This window comes from Kitasatospora cheerisanensis KCTC 2395, from assembly GCF_000696185.1.
Lineage (GTDB): Bacteria > Actinomycetota > Actinomycetes > Streptomycetales > Streptomycetaceae > Kitasatospora > Kitasatospora cheerisanensis.
Genome location: NZ_KK853997.1, coordinates 7496404 through 7512752 on the forward strand (window position 1 = coordinate 7496404; position 16349 = coordinate 7512752).

At 73.8% G+C, this 16349-nt stretch carries 16 protein-coding genes and 3 pseudogenes; 7 read left to right on the top strand and 12 right to left on the bottom strand.

What is annotated here, in order from left to right:
- Window positions 1-354 precede the first annotated feature (354 nt).
- Window positions 355-645, top strand: coding sequence for a hypothetical protein (locus tag KCH_RS33715; RefSeq protein WP_157032302.1), 291 nt, complete (start codon window positions 355-357; stop codon window positions 643-645).
- Between the two features lie 397 nt (window positions 646-1042).
- Here KCH_RS33715 and KCH_RS33720 read toward each other — a convergent pair whose 3' ends face one another.
- On the bottom strand, window positions 1043-1258 hold the full coding sequence (locus KCH_RS33720; protein ID WP_035869568.1) for a hypothetical protein: 216 nt from the start codon (window positions 1256-1258) through the stop codon (window positions 1043-1045).
- Window positions 1259-1711: 453 nt separating this feature from the next.
- On the opposite strand from KCH_RS33720, the gene KCH_RS33725 reads away from it, so the two are divergent.
- Window positions 1712-2092, top strand: a complete 381-nt coding sequence (locus KCH_RS33725; RefSeq protein ID WP_157032303.1) for a hypothetical protein — start codon at window positions 1712-1714, stop codon at window positions 2090-2092.
- Window positions 2093-2172: 80 nt separating this feature from the next.
- Window positions 2173-3174: an RICIN domain-containing protein gene (locus KCH_RS33730; protein ID WP_167574162.1), complete on the top strand. Its 1002-nt coding sequence runs from the start codon at window positions 2173-2175 to the stop codon at window positions 3172-3174.
- Window positions 3175-3327: 153 nt separating this feature from the next.
- Here KCH_RS33730 and KCH_RS33735 read toward each other — a convergent pair whose 3' ends face one another.
- From KCH_RS33735 to KCH_RS47530, 3 genes and pseudogenes are all read right to left on the bottom strand, one after another.
- Window positions 3328-3576 (bottom strand): hypothetical protein, encoded by a 249-nt coding sequence (locus KCH_RS33735; RefSeq protein ID WP_051653738.1) that lies wholly within the window; start codon window positions 3574-3576, stop codon window positions 3328-3330.
- A 117-nt stretch (window positions 3577-3693) separates the two neighbouring features.
- Window positions 3694-4005: a dienelactone hydrolase family protein gene (locus KCH_RS47525; protein WP_425268925.1), complete on the bottom strand. Its 312-nt coding sequence runs from the start codon at window positions 4003-4005 to the stop codon at window positions 3694-3696.
- A 2-nt stretch (window positions 4006-4007) separates the two neighbouring features.
- A pseudogene (locus tag KCH_RS47530) lies at window positions 4008-4436 on the bottom strand (dienelactone hydrolase family protein); the annotation flags it as partial.
- A gap of 302 nt (window positions 4437-4738) precedes the next feature.
- On the opposite strand from KCH_RS47530, the gene KCH_RS33745 reads away from it, so the two are divergent.
- Complete coding sequence (locus KCH_RS33745) at window positions 4739-7219, top strand: RICIN domain-containing protein (RefSeq protein ID WP_035869574.1); 2481 nt, start codon at window positions 4739-4741, stop codon at window positions 7217-7219.
- A 51-nt stretch (window positions 7220-7270) separates the two neighbouring features.
- Here KCH_RS33745 and bioD read toward each other — a convergent pair whose 3' ends face one another.
- The 6 genes from bioD to KCH_RS33775 form a co-directional block, all read right to left on the bottom strand.
- Window positions 7271-8005, bottom strand: a complete 735-nt coding sequence (bioD, locus tag KCH_RS33750; protein ID WP_035869577.1) for a dethiobiotin synthase — start codon at window positions 8003-8005, stop codon at window positions 7271-7273.
- 60 nt (window positions 8006-8065) lie between these two features.
- A complete protein-coding gene (locus tag KCH_RS33755) occupies window positions 8066-9376 on the bottom strand; it encodes an adenosylmethionine--8-amino-7-oxononanoate transaminase (protein ID WP_063750226.1) in 1311 nt (436 codons plus the stop codon).
- Window positions 9376-10602 carry a biotin synthase BioB gene (bioB, locus tag KCH_RS33760; protein ID WP_035869580.1) on the bottom strand — a complete coding sequence of 409 codons (1227 nt, stop codon included), beginning with the start codon at window positions 10600-10602 and terminating at the stop codon, window positions 9376-9378. Before bioB ends, KCH_RS33755 begins: the two co-directional genes overlap by 1 nt.
- A gap of 262 nt (window positions 10603-10864) precedes the next feature.
- Window positions 10865-11359 carry a GNAT family N-acetyltransferase gene (locus KCH_RS33765; RefSeq protein WP_035869583.1) on the bottom strand — a complete coding sequence of 165 codons (495 nt, stop codon included), beginning with the start codon at window positions 11357-11359 and terminating at the stop codon, window positions 10865-10867.
- A 115-nt stretch (window positions 11360-11474) separates the two neighbouring features.
- The gene (locus KCH_RS33770; RefSeq protein ID WP_035869586.1) at window positions 11475-12287 is read right to left on the bottom strand and encodes an SAM-dependent methyltransferase; all 813 of its coding nucleotides are present in this window, start codon (window positions 12285-12287) and stop codon (window positions 11475-11477) included.
- A 99-nt stretch (window positions 12288-12386) separates the two neighbouring features.
- Window positions 12387-12932, bottom strand: a complete 546-nt coding sequence (locus tag KCH_RS33775) for a hypothetical protein (protein WP_051653740.1) — start codon at window positions 12930-12932, stop codon at window positions 12387-12389.
- Window positions 12933-13111: 179 nt separating this feature from the next.
- Between KCH_RS33775 and KCH_RS33780 the strand changes: the two genes are divergently transcribed.
- The 3 genes from KCH_RS33780 (at window position 13112) to KCH_RS33790 (ending at window position 14577) form a co-directional block, all read left to right on the top strand.
- Complete coding sequence (locus tag KCH_RS33780) at window positions 13112-13375, top strand: hypothetical protein (RefSeq protein ID WP_035869589.1); 264 nt, start codon at window positions 13112-13114, stop codon at window positions 13373-13375.
- Window positions 13372-13632 (top strand): hypothetical protein, encoded by a 261-nt coding sequence (locus tag KCH_RS33785; protein ID WP_035869592.1) that lies wholly within the window; start codon window positions 13372-13374, stop codon window positions 13630-13632. The genes KCH_RS33780 and KCH_RS33785 overlap by 4 nt, the downstream gene beginning before the upstream one ends.
- Window positions 13633-13839: 207 nt before the next feature.
- Window positions 13840-14577, top strand: coding sequence for a hypothetical protein (locus KCH_RS33790; protein ID WP_157032307.1), 738 nt, complete (start codon window positions 13840-13842; stop codon window positions 14575-14577).
- On the opposite strand, the pseudogene KCH_RS33795 reads toward KCH_RS33790, so the two are convergent.
- Both KCH_RS33795 and KCH_RS47535 read right to left on the bottom strand, forming a co-directional pair.
- A pseudogene (locus tag KCH_RS33795) lies at window positions 14564-15636 on the bottom strand (MFS transporter). The gene KCH_RS33790 and the pseudogene KCH_RS33795 overlap by 14 nt on opposite strands.
- Before the next feature lie 217 nt (window positions 15637-15853).
- Window positions 15854-16341, bottom strand: a pseudogene (locus KCH_RS47535) (RrF2 family transcriptional regulator).
- Window positions 16342-16349 lie beyond the last annotated feature (8 nt).

The window sequence follows — 16349 nt, forward strand, 5'->3', positions numbered from 1 at the left end:
ATTGGCCGGGCACGGAGAGGAAGGGGAGTAGGAGGGCCCGGAAGTGGTGAGCCTGCCAGGAGCCCGGGAAACTCGGCGCAGTGCGAGTGCTTTCAGGGCGGTGCGACGCCGTCTTCGGGCGCCAGCACACGGTGCCGCCTGCCCGGGTTGCCCGGAGCGGATGGAGGGGGCGGTTCTCAGAAGACCGATGCGCTTACCGGGCCAAATAGCAGATCAGTACGCTGCCCCAAGGCGTATTCCCGATGCCTGACCCAGCAACTTGAGACGGAAGGATGCTGGGTGCTCCGACGTTGCGAGGACACTCGGCAGATGCATCTTCGGCTACGGTCCGCGACCGTACTCTCCGACACGGCAGTGGCCCTGACTCTCTGTGCCGAGGACGGGAGCGAAGTCACCTACACCTTCACTCTCACTCCCGGCGAGATCCCTGTGGTCAACGGCGACGAAGCCTTCTTGGCCCGGTACCGGACGATGGCGAGCCCGTACACCTCAGGGTGGCCGGAACAGCTCGTCCGAGCGATGCTCGACGCCCTCAAGGAGCCACTCCCAGCAGGTGAGACACGCGACCGCCTTGAAGAAGAGATCCGCCGCAGTCGGATCGAGGAGTGGGAGCGTCAGCGTTCCGACGAAGCGTCACCAGACTGACCGGGGAGCGATGCTTGGTCCCCTTGCCGGGCTTTGAAGACCCCGACATCACCCGATCAAGTTCAGTACCTCACCCGGCACCTGACCGGCGTCCCCGGTACGGAGATCACGCCGATGCCCGAAGGAGTGATCCCCTCCTGGTACGGGTTGACGGCCACTTACAAGCCGGACGAGATCGGCAGTCTGCCGATCGAGAGGTTCCACCGCGCGCTGATGGCCTTGTTGTCGGTGTCGCCGGTGATGGTGCGGTCCGCCGCGGTGCGCCCGGAGACGGCCCGCAGGGAGGGTGGAGCCCACGGAGGTGTCGGGGGGAAGTGCGGGCCCTGGGTGAGCAGTTGGAAGGGTGGGTGGGTGGCGGGCCGGCCGGGTTGTCGGGCGGCCCGCCGGGTCGTGCGGGTCAGGCCCAGACCTGGAACTTGTACTTGCCGCTGCCGGCCGGGGACTCGATGCAGCGGACCGGCTGGGTGGCGCCGTTCATCTCGGCCTTGCAGGTGGCGAGGCTGATCCCCGAGCGCAGGGTGATCCAGCTCGCGGCGTGCGCGGTGCCCGCAGTGCCCAGGACGACGCTGGCGGCGACGGCGACACCGACGGCCGCGTGCTTGAGTTTGATCATCGTGAACTCCTCGTGGTGTGACGGGCGGTCAGGCCCGGACGAACCCGGTCGTCGGCCCGGACCGTTCGTGGCGGAGCGCCGGGGGCCGAGCGCCTCGAACTCCACCACCCACCGAAGCGGCCGGGCAAGGAGATCAGCCGTCCCGGACACCCGTGGACAGCCGCCCGGCCGCTGACCAGCGGTGTCCGACCCGTCCGGGACGGACGGCGCGGCGGCGCCGGAGCCGGCCACCGCGCCGGGCCGACGGGATGAGGGCCCGAGGGCGGCGTCCGGCCCGATGGGCGGACGCGTCCCGGACGGCCCGGGACGTGCGGGGCCACGGGCCACCGGTTCGCCGCGCCATGTCCCGGACGGGCGAGTGCCGTTGACCCGCTCCCAGGCCGGTTCACAAGCTGGCAGCGCCCACCACGGCAGTCGTGCCGACGTCACGGGCCCCGATCGAGGAGCACACCCATGAAGAGTCGCATCGTCGTCACCGCGGCAGCAGCCCTGGCAGCAATGACGCTGGCGGTGACGCCCGCCGCCGCCAAGACCACCGCCCTGCGCACCACCAACAACCTCGCGGGTGTCGAGTACATCAGCGAGACCGACACCTTCCGCCTCTGGGACAACCGGGTCGACGACACCACCTCGGCCAGGGTGGTCTGGAAGAAGGTGAACTCCAGCCTCACCGGCACGCTCTGGCACCGCTGGCAGAGCGGCGTGAACGGCCAGTCCGCCAACCAGTCCCCGAGCACCGGCATGAAGTCCGGCGACCAGTTCACCTTCCAGGTCTGCTCGCTGAACGGCAGTCAGGTGGTGGAGTGCTCCGGCTGGGGCACCGCCTGGTACTAGGCACACCCGCCCGGGATTGGTGGTCATGAACGGCTCAAACTCCGATGGCTCCGCCCGCGGTGCTCCGCAAGAATCGCGGGATGAGTTCTCCGCCACCGTCGCCCGATCCGGCCCGCGCCCGTGACGCGGCTCAATTCGTCGCGCTGCTGCGGGAGTTGCGAGAAGGGTCCGGACTCACCTACCGCGCCCTGGAGAAACGCGCCGCCGAACTCGGCGAGACGCTCCCGCGGAGCACGGTGGCCGCCGTTCTGCGCCATGACCAACTGCCCAGGCCCGAAGTGCTGCGGGCGTTCCTGCTCGCCTGCGGCCACCAGGGGCCTCCGGCCGCCTGGCTGGAGGCACGCGCCCGGCTGGCCTCGGGCAAGGAGGAGCCCGACGACACCGGTGGGGCGGGGCCGAGCACCCCCGCTCCACCGCCTCCGCCGGTGCCCGGCTCGCGGCGGCTGCTCCGGGGTGCGGCCCTGCTCGGGGTCCTCCTGGCCGTGCTCTGCGCGGTGGTGGGCGTCCTGGCGCTCCGGAACGGCCCCGCGCGGTCGTCCGGCCCCGCCCGTTCCGCCGGCACCGCTGCGCCCCACGGAAGCGCCGCCCAGGATCCGCCCCCGCTCGCCGCAGGGGCGTACCGGATCCGGCCAACGGGATCGGGCCTGTGCCTGGGCGAGTCGGCGGTCCACGACAGCGGCGGCCGGGTGACGCAGGTCGACTGCGCCAACGCCGTGCCCACCTACGTCCTGGAACCGGGGGCCGACGGCCTCTACACGATCCGCTCGCTCCATCCCGTTCTCGGCCACGGCTGCCTGGGAGTCGACTCCGGCCTGCTCACCGAGGGCGCCACCCTGATGAACGACTACTGCGGCCGCCGGGGCACCGCCGAACGGTTCAGGCTGCGCCCGTCGCCGGACGGCTCCGGCGCCTACCTGATCCGGCCGGCCCACACCGACGCGTGCGTCACCGTCCCCGGAGGCATCGCCACCCCGGGTGCCTCGGTGCTCCAACTCCCCTGTGCCACCACGCCCACGGGCCAGACTTTCGCCCTCGAACCCGTCCCTGCCCCCACCGGGATTCCGGACATCACCAGCAATTAGGAGGCACACGGGCTCGTGGTCGAACTGGCCGAGGCCAGGCGGCCGAGGGCTCGCCGGCGAGGAGCGGGGCCGTGCGCTGGAGGCGCTGCCGCGGACGGCCACGGCAGGCGGGTTCGGTGAGGGCGGTCTGCGGCGATGGGTCCGCAGGACGGTTCAGCCCGAGCGGCCGGGCTCTGTGGTGGCCGAAGGCCCTTGCGCCGCTGGTCGGTTGAGCGGGGGCCGCTGGTTGTCCGCAGCGCGGTCGCGGAGCAGGCGGGTGAGGCGGCGGAGGGCGTGGCGGTCCGTCAGGGCGAGGTGTTCGAGGTCCGGGACGCGTCCGGCGCGGGCGAGCAGGTCCAGGTGCCAGAGGTGGTTGTTGTGGAGGGCGGGGTCGGCGCTGTAGCACTCGGCGCGGGCGCTCACGAGTGCGATGGCCGTGTCCCAGTCCGCCGTCTCTTCCGCGGCCCGGGCCTGTTCGAACCAGTGCATCGGACGAGTATTCCGTGCTGCGCCCGACGGCGGGTCAGGACGGCAGCGTGCTCAGGGCGGTGAGGATGCGGGACCAGGCGTTGGAGGCTTCGGGGCGCGGTGGGTGGACGGGCGGTCGGGGCAGAGGAAGCCGTGCGGGGTGGCGGGGTAGGAGACCAGTGAGCGGGGAACGCCGGCGTCGGTGAGGCGGGCGTCGATGCGGGCCCAGTCGGCGGGCGGGACGAGGTGGTCCTCGGCGCCGACCAGGCCGAGGACGCTGGTGCCTTGGGCGGCGAGGGCGGCGGCGCCGGCGGGGAGAGCGGGGGCTCGGGGGCGGCGGTGAACGGCGAGGCGTCGGCGTCCAGCAGCCAGCCGGGGTAGCAGGCGACGATCAGGTCGAGCGGCAGGCGGGTGCCGGCGACGAAGGCGAGGTGGCCGCCGACCGAGAAGCCCGCGAAGGCCCGGCCGGGCCCCGCCCCCAGGGACGCGCCCTGGGCGAGCGCCACGGCAGTGTCGGCGGCGACCTGATCGGCCGTCAGCCCGGCCAGCAGCCGGAAGCCCTCGTCGCGGCCCGCCGCGTCGTACGGCAGGTCGGCGCGCGGCGACGTCCGGCCGAAGAAGTCGGGGGCGACGGCGGCGTAGCCCGCGGCGGCCAGCCGCTCGCAGACGCCGCGCACCCAGGCCGTCACCCCGAACAGCTCCATGCCGACCACCACCGTGCCCCGCGGCGCCGCCCCCTCCGGCGCGGCCACGAAGAGCTCCGGGCCCTCGCCCTCGGGCCGGACCCAATCGGAGCTGATCTGCGGTGAGTTCATGAAGCGTCGGCCCCCGTGCTCGGGCCCGGCACGGCGCCGGGCGGGGTCCACGGTACCCAACGGTCCGTCGGAAGACGGTGCGCTTTTCGGGAGGGGGAGGCGGGCGGGCAGTGGGGTGGCGGTGCCGGGCGGCGCTCGGTGCGATGGGTGTTGGTCTCTGATCGATCGGTCGCCATGGCGGGCCGATTCGCACACTCCTGAACGGGTCGAGGTGCAAGATTCTGTGCGCAGATGTTGACAGGTGCGCGATCCGGGCCCGGATACTGCATCTCATTGCAGAACCGCCCATCGAGGGAGTGCCCGTGTTCTCATCCCCGCGCAGACCGGCCGTCGCCGCGCTGGCCGCCGCCCTGCTGACCGCCGCGGTCGGCCTGGCAGCCGTCGCACCGAACGCGGCGGCCGCGCCCGACGCCGCCGGCTACACCGTCACGGTGAGCGCCCCCGCGACGTACAGCCACCCGACCGACACCCCGGCGGTGCCGTACCTGGACAAGGACGGCACCTTCTGGTTCCAGCAGTCCGCCGCGCTGTACGGCGCCAACGACCCGCGCTACTGGGACTTCTTCACCGGCGCCGACTTCGACACCGCCACCCGCTCCGCCGCCGTCTCCAACGCCGTCAACCCGGCCAACGCGCAGGACAAGAACAACGACACCACCTGGCGCTGCAACAACAGCCCGACCGGGAGGACCGCCACCGCCGCCACCGGCAGCAGCAGTTACGCGCACAAGAACTACTGCGACCTGTCCGGCATCTGGATCGACCCCGACACCGGGGACTGGTACGGCCTGGTGCACAACGAGTTCACCCCCCAACCCTTCGGCGACGGACTGCACTTCGACGCCATCGACTACGCCGTCTCCACCGACCAGGGCCGGACCTGGACCATCCGCGACCACGTGATCACCTCGCCGTACAGCACCACCCGCGGCGACACCACGCAGTTCCCGAACCAGACCTACTCGTACGGCGATGGCGACCAGCGCCTGCTGGTCGACGCGGCCTCCGGGTACTTCTACGTGTTCTACGGCTCCCGCGTGGTCGACAAGAGCGGCGGCTGGAAGGCGTTCTACGAGCACGTCGCCCGGGCCCCGATCGCCGCCAAGATGGCCCCCGGCTCCTGGCAGAAGTGGTACGACGGCACCTGGAGCGAGGCCGGCGTCGGCGGCCGCGAGTCCAACATGGTGCCCGTCGGCGCGAACAGCAGCACCGGGTACACCCCGGTCTCCGGCGAGTACGACCCGGCGCACACCGGCACCTCGGCCCAGCAGATCGCGGCCGGCCAGATGCCCGCCACCTCACCGCTGTTCGTCATGGACGTCACCTGGAACGCCTACCTCGGCCTGTACATCGGCGAACCGCAGGCCGTCGACCAGAGCGGCAACGCCCCGCAGCAGTTCTACGCCACCGACAACCTGGCCACCCAGAAGTGGACCCCGATCGGCGACACCGGCAGCTACCACACCGCGTCCTGGTACCGCTGGTTCCTGGACGGCGCCAACCGCACCAGCTCCGCGATCGTCGGCAAGTCCTTCCGCTCGTACTGCGCGTTCGGCTGCTCCGGCGGCGCGTCCGGCCAGTACGTCAACGTCACCATCGACTCCGCCGCGCCCGCCGCGCCGGTCGACCCGAGCAAGGCGTACCGGATCGCGGGCGGCAACGGCCGGGTGCTCGCCCAGGTCTCCGGCAGCGGCGCCACCACCTCGCTGGCCGCGCCCACCGGCTCCGCGCTGGAGTCGTGGACCTTCGCGGCCAACGGCGACGGCTCCTACCGGATCGTCAACTCCTCGACCGGGCAGCTGCTCGGCGTCAACTCCGGCGCGACGGCCGGGCGGGCCTGGGGCGCGCAGCCGACCGCGGCGTCCGCGCCCGCCGGCGGGCCGACCGTCGGCCAGCAGTGGTGGGTGCTGCGCGGCACGAACGCCGCCGGCGCGGCCGACGGCACCGTCCGGCTGGTGAACCGCTACAGCGGCCTGGCGCTCGGCGTGTCCGCCGCCACCGGCCGCCTCGCCGAGACCGCCCCCGCCCGCTCCTGGACCGACAGCAGCGGCAGCGGCGTCGGCGCGGGCCGCGCCGCGAGCGAGCAGGCCCTGACCCTGACGGCGGCCGGCAGCGCGCCGGAGACCGTCACCGTGACCAACCCCGGCAACCAGTCCACCAAGGTCAACACCGCGGTGTCGCTGCAACTCGGCGGCAACGACTCGGCCGGCAAGGCCCTGACCTTCAGCGCCACCGGTCTGCCCGCCGGCCTGTCGATCAGCCCGGCCGGCCTGATCACCGGCACCCCGACCGCCACCGGCTCCGCCACCGTCACGGTCACCGCGAGCTCCGGCACCGCCAGCGGATCCACCGCCTTCACCTGGGCGGTGAACCCGGCACTCGCCGGCACCCACACCCTGACCGCCTCCGGCAAGGCCCTCGACGACCCCAACCACTCCACCACCGCCGGAACCCAGTTGGTGACCTGGACGCCGAACAGCGGGCAGAACCAGCGCTGGGTCTTCACCGCGCAGGCCGACGGCAGCTACCAGATCAGCAACGCCGAATCGACGCTCTGCATGGACGTCAACGGCGGCTCCGGCAGCGCCGGCGCGGCGATCATCCAGTACACCTGCACCGGCGGCAGCAACCAGCGCTGGATCGTGAGCGCCGCCGGCAGCGGATACACCATCGCCTCGCAGCAGAGCGGGCTGCTGGTCACCACCGCCTCCAGCAGTGACGGCGCGCTCGTCACCCAGCAGGCCGACACCGGCACCGCGCTTCAGCGCTGGACCATCGGCTGACGGAACACCACCGGCGCGGCGGAGGCACCCGGCCCCGCCGCGCCGCACCGGTCAGCCCGGGTGGTGGGCCGCCGCGAACGCCGCCGCGTCCCAGTGGCCGCCCAGCGACGGGGCGAGCGAGGCCGCCGCCAACTCCCGGAACGCGGCCGGGGTTTCGGCCGCCGCCGCACCGGCCGGCAGCGCGCCGAGCAGCGGGGCGCCGGCGGCGGACGGCAGGTCGGCCAGGTTGCAGCGGGCCGCCAGGTCCGGATCGGCGGGCCAACTGCCCACCAGCACGCCGCGCAGCGCCAGACCGCGGTGGCGCAGCGCCTCGGCGGTCAGCGCGGTCGCGTTCAGGGTGCCCAGCCCGGCCGCCGCGACGAGCAGGAACTCGACCTGCACGCCCGCGAGTTCGCAGGCCGCGGCGAGATCGGCGAGCGTCCGGCCCTGCTGGTCGTAGCGGACCAGCAGCCCGCCCGCGCCCTCCACCAGCACCGTCCCGAAGCGGTCCGCCAGGTCGGTGACGGCCTTCGCCACGTCCTCCGGTGCGAGCGGCGGCAGCCCGGCCCGGCGGGCAGCCGTGTCGGGCGCCAACGGCTCGGGGTAGCGGGCCAGTTCGACGCCGTGCACCAGCGGCCCGGCCAGCCGGGCCACCTCGTCCACGTCCCCCGGCTCGCCCGGCGCCAGCCCCGTCTGCCCCGGCTTGAGCACCGCCACCGGGTCGGTGCGGAGCGCGGCCAGGGCGGCGGTGCTGACGGTCTTGCCGACCTCGGTGCCGGTGCCGGTGACGAACAGGACGGGCGACATGGTGCTTCCTCGGGACGACGGTGCGGTGGAGCAGCTGGAACAGGAAGGGCCGACGGCGGGTCAGCCGCCGTGCGCCGCGTGCGAGGCGGCGGCCGCGGCGGCGACGGCGCGGCCGATCGCAGCCACGTCCGGATCGCCGGTGACGAACGGCGGCATGGTGTAGATCAGGTCGCGGAACGGCCGCAGCCAGACGCCCTGTTCGGCCGCGGCGGCGGTCGCGGCCGCCATGTCGACCGGCGCGTCCAACTGCACCACGCCGATCGCGCCGAGCACCCGGACGTCCCGCACGCCCGGTTGCCCGGTGCACGGGGCGAGCGCGTCGCGGAGCGCCGCCTCGATGCGCTTGACCTCGGTGCGCCAGTCCTGACGCAGCAGCAGGTCGATCGAGGCGTTGGCGGCCGCAGCGGCCAGCGGGTTGCCCATGAAGGTGGGGCCGTGGGCCAGCACCGGGACCTCGCCGCGCGAGATGCCCTCGGCGACCCTGCTGGTGCACAGGGTGGCGGCCAGCGTCAGGTAGCCGCCGGTCAGCGCCTTCCCGAGGCACATCACGTCCGGCGAGACGCCCGCGTGGTCGGCGGCGAACAGCTCGCCGGTGCGGCCGAAGCCGGTGGCGATCTCGTCGAAGACCAGCAGCACGTCGTGCGCGTCGCACAGCTCGCGCAGCGCGGTCAGGTAGGCGGGGGAGTGGAAGCGCATGCCGCCCGCGCCCTGCACCACCGGCTCGACGATCACCGCGGCCAGCTCGCCGGCATGACGGCCGATCAGCTCGGCCAGGTGCGCCAGGTACGCCGGGTCGGCAGGCGCGTCGTACCCGGAGGGCGGCTCCTCGGCGAACAGCTGACGGGGCAGCACCCCGCCCCACAGGTGGTGCATCCCGCCCTCGGGGTCGCACACCGACATGGGGTGGAAGGTGTCGCCGTGGTAGCCGCCGCGCCAGGTCAGCACCCGGTGCTTCTCCGGCCGGCCCAGCGACTGCCAGTACTGCAGGCACATCTTCAGCGCGACCTCGACCGCCACCGAACCGGAGTCGGCGAGGAACACGTGCTGCAACGGATCCGGCGTCAACTCCACCAGCTTGGCGGCGAGTTCGACCGCCGGACGGTGCGTCAGCCCGCCGAACATGACGTGGCTCATCCGCCCCAGCTGGTCGCGGACGGCGGCATCCAGCTCCGGGTGCCGGTAGCCGTGGATGGCCGCCCACCAGGAGGACATGCCGTCGATCAGCTCGTGGTGCCCGCCGACCGGCTGGGCCAGCCGCAGGCGCACGCCCGCGGCCGACTCCACCACGAACGGCCGGACCGTCCCCGGCATCGGACCGTACGGGTGCCAGACGTGCGCCCGATCCAGGTCGAGCAACTGCGCGGCGTCCATCAGGCGTTCGGCGCCAGCTCGGTGCCCGCGCCGCGGCGGCGGACCCGCACCAGGTCGGTGCGCGCCTCGTCGCTTTCGCCGGCCGCGGCCTCTGCTTCGACGTCGGCCCCGGTCGCGGAGTGGCCGCCGCACGGGCCGCAGGCGCCCGTCCCGCAGGCGTCCGCCGCGTCCTCGCCGTGGCCGCCGCAGGCCGAGGCGCCGCCGCAGCCGCCGGCCGCGGTGACCCGGTGCCGGGGCAGGGTGGTCTGCTCGGCGCCCTCAACCTCGAAGCCCGCGTCCTTGATCATGTCGAGGTCGGCCTGACCGGCCTGGCCCTCGCTGGTCAGGTAGTCGCCGAGGAAGATCGAGTTGGCGATGTGCAGGCCCAGCGGCTGCATGGAGCGCAGGTGCACCTCGCGGCCGCCCGCGATCCGGACCTCGATGTCGGGGCAGACGAACCGGACCATCGCCAGGATCCGCAGGCAGCGCTGCGGCGTCAGGTTCCACTCCTCGGCGAGCGGGGTGCCCTCGAACGGGATCAGGAAGTTGACCGGCACCGAGTCCGGGTCCAGCTCGCGCAGCGCGAACACCACGTCGACCAGGTCCGCGTCGCTCTCGCCCATGCCCGCGATCAGGCCCGAGCAGGCCGACAGGCCCGCGCCGTGCGCCTTGGCCACGGTGTCCACCCGGTCCGCGTAGGTGTGGGTGGTGGTGATGTCGCCGTAGGTGCTCTCGGAGGTGTTCAGGTTGTGGTTGTAGGCGTCCGCGCCGGCCGCCTTCAGGCGCTCGGCCTGATTGTCCGACAGCAGGCCCAGGCAGGCGCACACCTCGACCTGCTCGTCCGCGTCCTTGATCGCCGCGATGGTGTCCGCGACGCGGTCGATGTCCCGGTCCGTCGGCCCGCGCCCGCTGGCGACCAGGCAGACCCGCTTCGCGCCGCCGGCCACACCGGCGGCCGCCGCCTCGGCGGCCTGCTCCGGCTTCAGCCAGGTGTACTTGAGGATCTCGGCCTTGGACCCGAGGCGCTGCGAGCAGTACGAGCAGTCCTCCGGGCAGAGGCCGCTCTTCAGGTTCACCAGGTAGTTGAGCTTCACCCGGCGCCCGAACCACTGCCGGCGCACCCGCCCGGCCGCCGCGACCACGTCCAGCAGCTCGTCATCCGTGGTGGCCAGTACGGCCAGCGCCTCCTCGCGGGTGGGCAGTTCCCGGCGAAGGCCCTTGTCGGTCAGCGTGTCGAGGAGATCCATGGGCTCGATCCTGCCCGGGCGGCCCCGCAGTCCGCCAGAGGGAACACGCCAGAAGATCGCCCGGAGCGTGTGCGAGTAGTCACAACCCGCCGTGACCTGGCGCTTTACACACCATCGGACGGGATGCGGAGTCCGTTCGGCAGCTGTGAGACATTCCTCACACAATGTGACGACGGGTCAGCGGGGCGCTGCCGCGGCGGGGGTCGGCGGCGGTCCCGCGTGCCCGAGCACGGCGCACGGCGGAGGGAGCACGGAGCACGGCTCAGGGTCGGAGCCCGCGCCGGTACCAGGTGCCCGAAGCGCCGCCGAGATCGGCCGGACCCGCCGGGCCGACCGGGGTGAACCCGGCCTTGGCCAGCACCCGTTGGGAGGCGAGGTTCGCGTGCGTGGTCGCCGCCCGCAGCGTGTGCAGGCCGTACCGGGCCGCCGCGATCCGGCACAGCTCCAGGACGGCCCCGGTGGCCACGCCGCGGCCGGCCGCCCGCTCGGCGACCCGGTAGCCGAGAGTGGCTCCACCGTCCGCCAGGTCGTACAGGTTGAACCTGCCGAGGACCGCGCCATCCTCGGCGACCAGCAGGTGGAAGACGCAGACGCCGGCCTCCTGTTCCGCCAGCAGGGCCTGGTGCCGCTCGGCGAAGCGGTCGAAGTAGGCGTCGCCGCGGTCGGGGACCGAAGCGGCGAAGTACGCGCGGTTCGCCGCCTCGAAGGCCAGCACCGCCGGGGCGTGGTCGGCGCGCAGCCGCTGCAACTCGGTCATCCGCCCGACAGTACCGAGCCGGTGGGGCCGGCCCCATCCGATTTTTCGCGGGCAGCGGGCAGTGAGCAGTGAGCGGTGGGCGGTGGCAGCGGGCGGCGCTCGGGCCTGCGGGGCGCTACGGCTTGCGGGCCAGCGCGCAGGAGATCATCTGCTCCCACACCGTCGGCTCGCGCCGCGGCGAGCCGGTCGGGGCGGACACCGTCTCCGGGCGCCACGCGGAGCAGCTCACCAGGCCGGGTTCGAGGAGTTCGAGACCGCCGAACAGGTCCAGGATCTCCCGGTCGGTGCGCCAGCGGCCGCGGCCGAGGCTGCCCTGCAACTTCCGCTCCGCCAGCCGGCATTCCTCGTTCCCGCCGGACCGGAAGTGCGAGAGGTAGAGCTGACTGCCCGACGGCACCCGCTCCGTCCACCAGCGGACCAGCTCGGCGGGTCGCTCGGCGTCGTCGAGGTGGTGCAGGACGGCGCTGAACACCAGGCCCACCGGCTGGTCGAAGTCGATCAGGTCCGCCACCTCGGGGCGGCGCCGGATCTCCGCGGGCTCGCGCAGGTCCGCCAGGACCACCGAGCTGCGCCCGTCGGCGGCCAACAGGGCGCGCCCGTGGGCGAGTACGGTCGGGTCGTTGTCGACGTACACCACGCGCGCGTCGGGACGGTGCCGGCGGGCGACCTGGTGCACGTTGTCGGCGGTCGGCAGTCCGCTGCCCAGGTCGAGGAACTGGCGGATGCCGGTGGTCGCCATCGCCGCCACGGCCCGGATCAGGGCCCGGCGGTTCTCGACCGGGACGGCCACCGAACCGGGCAGCTCCCGGAGGAAGTAGTCCCCGATCTCGCGGTCGACCGGGTAGTTGTCGTGCCCGCCGAGCAGATAGTCGTAAATTCGGGCGACGCTCGGCTTCGAGCGGTCCACTGCCGGAGTGTCATCCGCCATCGAACCAACCCCTGTCTTCCGGATTGCCGACGGACCGATGGTAGGAGCGGAACCGGCCGGCGGAGAAGGTGAATCGCCGTGCGCGACCGATTCCTTCGGTCAACCGCAGTCGCACGGGCCGGATTCGACCGAGCCCACCCGTTCCATCCGCCGGACCTCCCTCCGTGCCGCCTCCAGGTGGCCGAGGTCCAGGGCCATCGCGGCCCGCCCGGCGACGTAGAAGACGTCCTCGCGGACCCGCGGGTCCAGGTGCCGCCGGCGGCACAGCGCCAGGAACCGCACCTCCAGGCTGAGTTCGACGCACGCCAGTTCGTCGTGGAGGACCACGGGGAGCACGGCCCGCCGCAGGTCCTTGGCGTAGTCGCGGGTCTGCCGGTCGGCCTCGTCGGGCCGGGCCTCGGCGGGGCGGTACGGGTGGTCGGCCCAGTCCTCCTCGGCCCAGTGGACGAGCTCGTCCAGGCACTGCGCGGCGACGTCGAGTTCCGGGGGCGAGGCCGCGAGCGCGGCTTCGGCCTCGGCGGTCAGCAGGGCGAGCCGGCGCCGCGCGTCCTCGTCCCCCGCCACGCACACGGCGACGAAGCCCGCCAGCACGTCGAGCCGCTGGGACACCTCCGCGCGCTGCCAGATCTCGTGGAGTTCCGTCATTCACCGTTCCCGTTCGCCGGCCGTTCCTCCGGGCACCCTACGACGCGTCCCCGCCGGTGGGTCCAGCGGTTATTCGCGGGCCCGGAAAGCCGGTCCCGGGCGAATTCCGTGGCGAAAGGTGGCAGACGGATCGCGCGGTCGCGGGTACGGTCGGAGACATCGGGACGGGAGGGCAGCACATGACCGCCATGGCGGAGTCCGGCACCCTGCGGGTGCCGCGGAGCATCAACGGCATCGAGCATGCGCTCACTTACGACGAGCGCGCCCGCTTCTACGCCGAACTCGGGCCGCTGGAGGACCCGTTGGACCGGGAGGCGGTGATCACCTCCTGGTGGCTGCGGGCGATGTCCGCCGCGTACGGCAGCGACCGGTCCGGGTACCGGGCGGCCGTCGGGCAGGTGCTCGCCACGGGCCGGGGGCCGCAGGCCGGGGCGGTCGCGTGAAGGGCTGGCGGGTCTGGTTGCAGGAGCAGCCCGCCCAGACGATGGTCGAAATCTCCAAGGCGGACGACCTGCTCTTCGCGCTCGTCACGGCGGTGCTGGTGACGCTCGACGACCGGGCCGGCTCCGCCGTCGACGAGTGGGGCGAACTGCGCAGCGCGGTGCTCGCCCCCTCCGTCACGGCCGAACTGTTCGTCAACCCGGACGAGCGGACCATCGACGTCCTGCGCCTGGTGTGGATCCCGGGCCTCGGCGACTGAGCGGGCGGCCGGTGCGGCGGCTGCCGGCCGTGCGAGGGCTGCTGGCGGTGCGAGGGCTGCCGGCGGTGCGCTGCCGCCTGGAAGTTGGACATACCGTGCCATCTGCTGACAAGCCGAATGGCCGTCGTGCGCAGGCCGTGCGGGGATGCTTCCGGTGCGTCCGACCCGAGGGTGGGATTGTGGGATGAGCTGCTTAGAATCTGCGCCATGACCATCCAGGGGGATGCGCCCGTGGGCGCCGACGCGGACCTGCCGGTGGCCAGGCATCGGGCCGTCGGTGAGCGGCGGCGCCTGGCCTTCCTGTGGAGCGTCGTCGGGGTGCTCGCCGCCGGTGGCGTGTGGGTGGTCTCCACCCCCCACCCGGGCGACGTCCTGCCCGGGCTCGGCCCCACCAGCACCCAGCCGGCAGCCGCCGCCGCGCCCGCCGGGCAGGCCGCCCAGCCGCTGACGGAGGCTCAGTCCTTCAACGCGGAGCGGTACTTCCCCGGCCAGCGCGCCTACGAGTCCGACCTGTACAAGGCCCGCCGCACGGCCGCCCGCGACGGCGCCGACTGCAAGGCCGTCCAGAACGACAAGACCCGCAACGTGCTGGAGAAGCTCGACTGCCAGGGCTGGCTCGGCATCGCGCTCACCCGCAACGACCAGCCCGTGATCACCAGCATCACCGTGCTGCGGTTCACCGACCCGGCCGCCGCCGCCCGCGCCGTGCAGGCCGTCCGCGAGCACGCCGCCGACTTCGAATTCACCTTCCCCGACGGGCTGGTCGCCCCCGCGGCGGGCGTGAAGCCGATGGCCGCCGTCCGGGTCGACCTGGTCGGCCACTACCTCACCCTCACCGTCTCCCGCTACGCCGACCAGCGCGCCGGCGACAGGCCGGACGAGACGCTGAGCGCCAGCACCAGGTCCGCCGCCGCCGTGGCCGGCCAGCCGTTCATGTGGATGTAGGCCCCGCCCCGGCCGTCCCCCGCAGCAGCACCGCCGCGCCGCCGGCCAGCAGCGCCGCCAGCGCGAACACCGCCGCCGCGCCCGCGGGCAGCGCCAGCCCGCCCAGGACGGTGCCCGCGCCGATCCCCAGGTAGATCGCCGAGGCGTTCAACGACACCACCAGCGGGGCCTGTTCGGCCGCCGCCGCCAGCAGCCGGTGCTGCTGCGCCGGGGTCTGGCACCAACTGCTCGCCCCCCACAGGAACACCAGCACCCCCACGGCCGGGACGGCCGCCCACCGGCCCGCCGCGAGCGCGGCCAGCACCGCGAACGCCACCGCCATCGCCGCGTAACCCGCCGTCAGCACCCGCACCGGGCCCACCCGGTCGGTCCACCGCCCCGACAGCAGGTTGCCCGCCACCGCACCCGCCCCGTACAGCACCAGCGCGACCGGCACCGCGACCCGGCCCGAGACGCCGACCGCCGCCAGCACCGGCACGCTGTACGAGTACGGCACGTAGCAGGCCGCCATCCCGAGCACCGTCAGCGGCAGCACCCGGAGCACCCCCGGGCGGCGCAGGGCGGCCAGCCGGGTGCGGAGCGGAACCGGTGCCGCGCCCGGGAGTTGAGGCAGCGTCAGGCGCACGCCGAGGGCTCCCAGCGCGGACAGCGCGGCGACCGCGCCCAGCGCCGTCCGCCACCCGAGGCCGGCGGCGGCCACCCGGCCGAGCGGCACCCCGAGCGCGGTGGCGACCGTCAGCCCGCCGATCACCACCGCGAGCGCCCGGCCGCGCGACTCGGCCCGCACCAGCGCCGCGGCCGTCGCCCCGCGGTGGGGGTGAACGCCGCCGCCCCGAGCGCCGCGAGCACCCGCCCGACCAGCAGCACGGCGTACGTCGGGGCCAGCGCGGACAGCGCGTTCGCGGCGGTGAGCAGCACCAGCGCCGCCACCAGCAGGGTGCGGCGCGGCAGTCGGGCGGTGGCGACGGCCAGCAGCGGCGAGGCGAGCGCGTACACGCCGGCGAACAGGCTGACGGACTGACCGGCGGTGGCCGTCGACACGTGCAGCGCCCCCGCCATCGCGGGCAGGAAGCCGGCGGTGACGAACGCGTCGGTGCCGACGGCGAAGGTGCCGAGGCGAGGACGGCGGCGGGGCGGAGGGTGTCCTGCGGCGGTGAAGTCGTGGGTGGGGGAGTGGCGTTGACGGTGCTGGTCATGGCTCTCCAGGGCTACTATTCGGGACAACTGGTATCCGGAATCGGCGCAGTCGGGTGCGCCGGGGGTGCGGCGGGGCGGATCAGGCGGCCGAGGCGAGGCGGGCGTAGTTGCGGCGGACCCGGGCGACGGACGCCGCCGGGGCCTCCCGGGCCAGCTCGGCGACGGTGCGGGCGGCGAGCTCGCGGCGCCAGGCGAGTTCCGCGCGGCGCATCGCCGCCGCGATCCCGCACGGGCGGGCGAACTCGCGGTCGGCCGCGCCCTCCGCGGAGACGCCGCGCTGCCGGATCTCGGCGCACGCGAACAGCGGATCGGCCCCCTCGACGGCCGTCACCACGTCCATCATGGTGATCCGCCCGGGGTCGCGGGCCAGCCGGACGCCGCCGCGCGGCCCGAGACCGACGTCAACAGGCCCGCCCGGGTGAGCCGTTGCAGCACCTTGTTGAGGTACGTCGGCGACAGCTCGAACATCGCCGCGAGCCGAGCCGAGGGCACCGGGCCGGGTTCGTCCAGCCACACCAGGGTGAGGCAGCAGTGCAGCCCCCACTCGACGCCTTCGCTCGTCCGCATATTCGGGA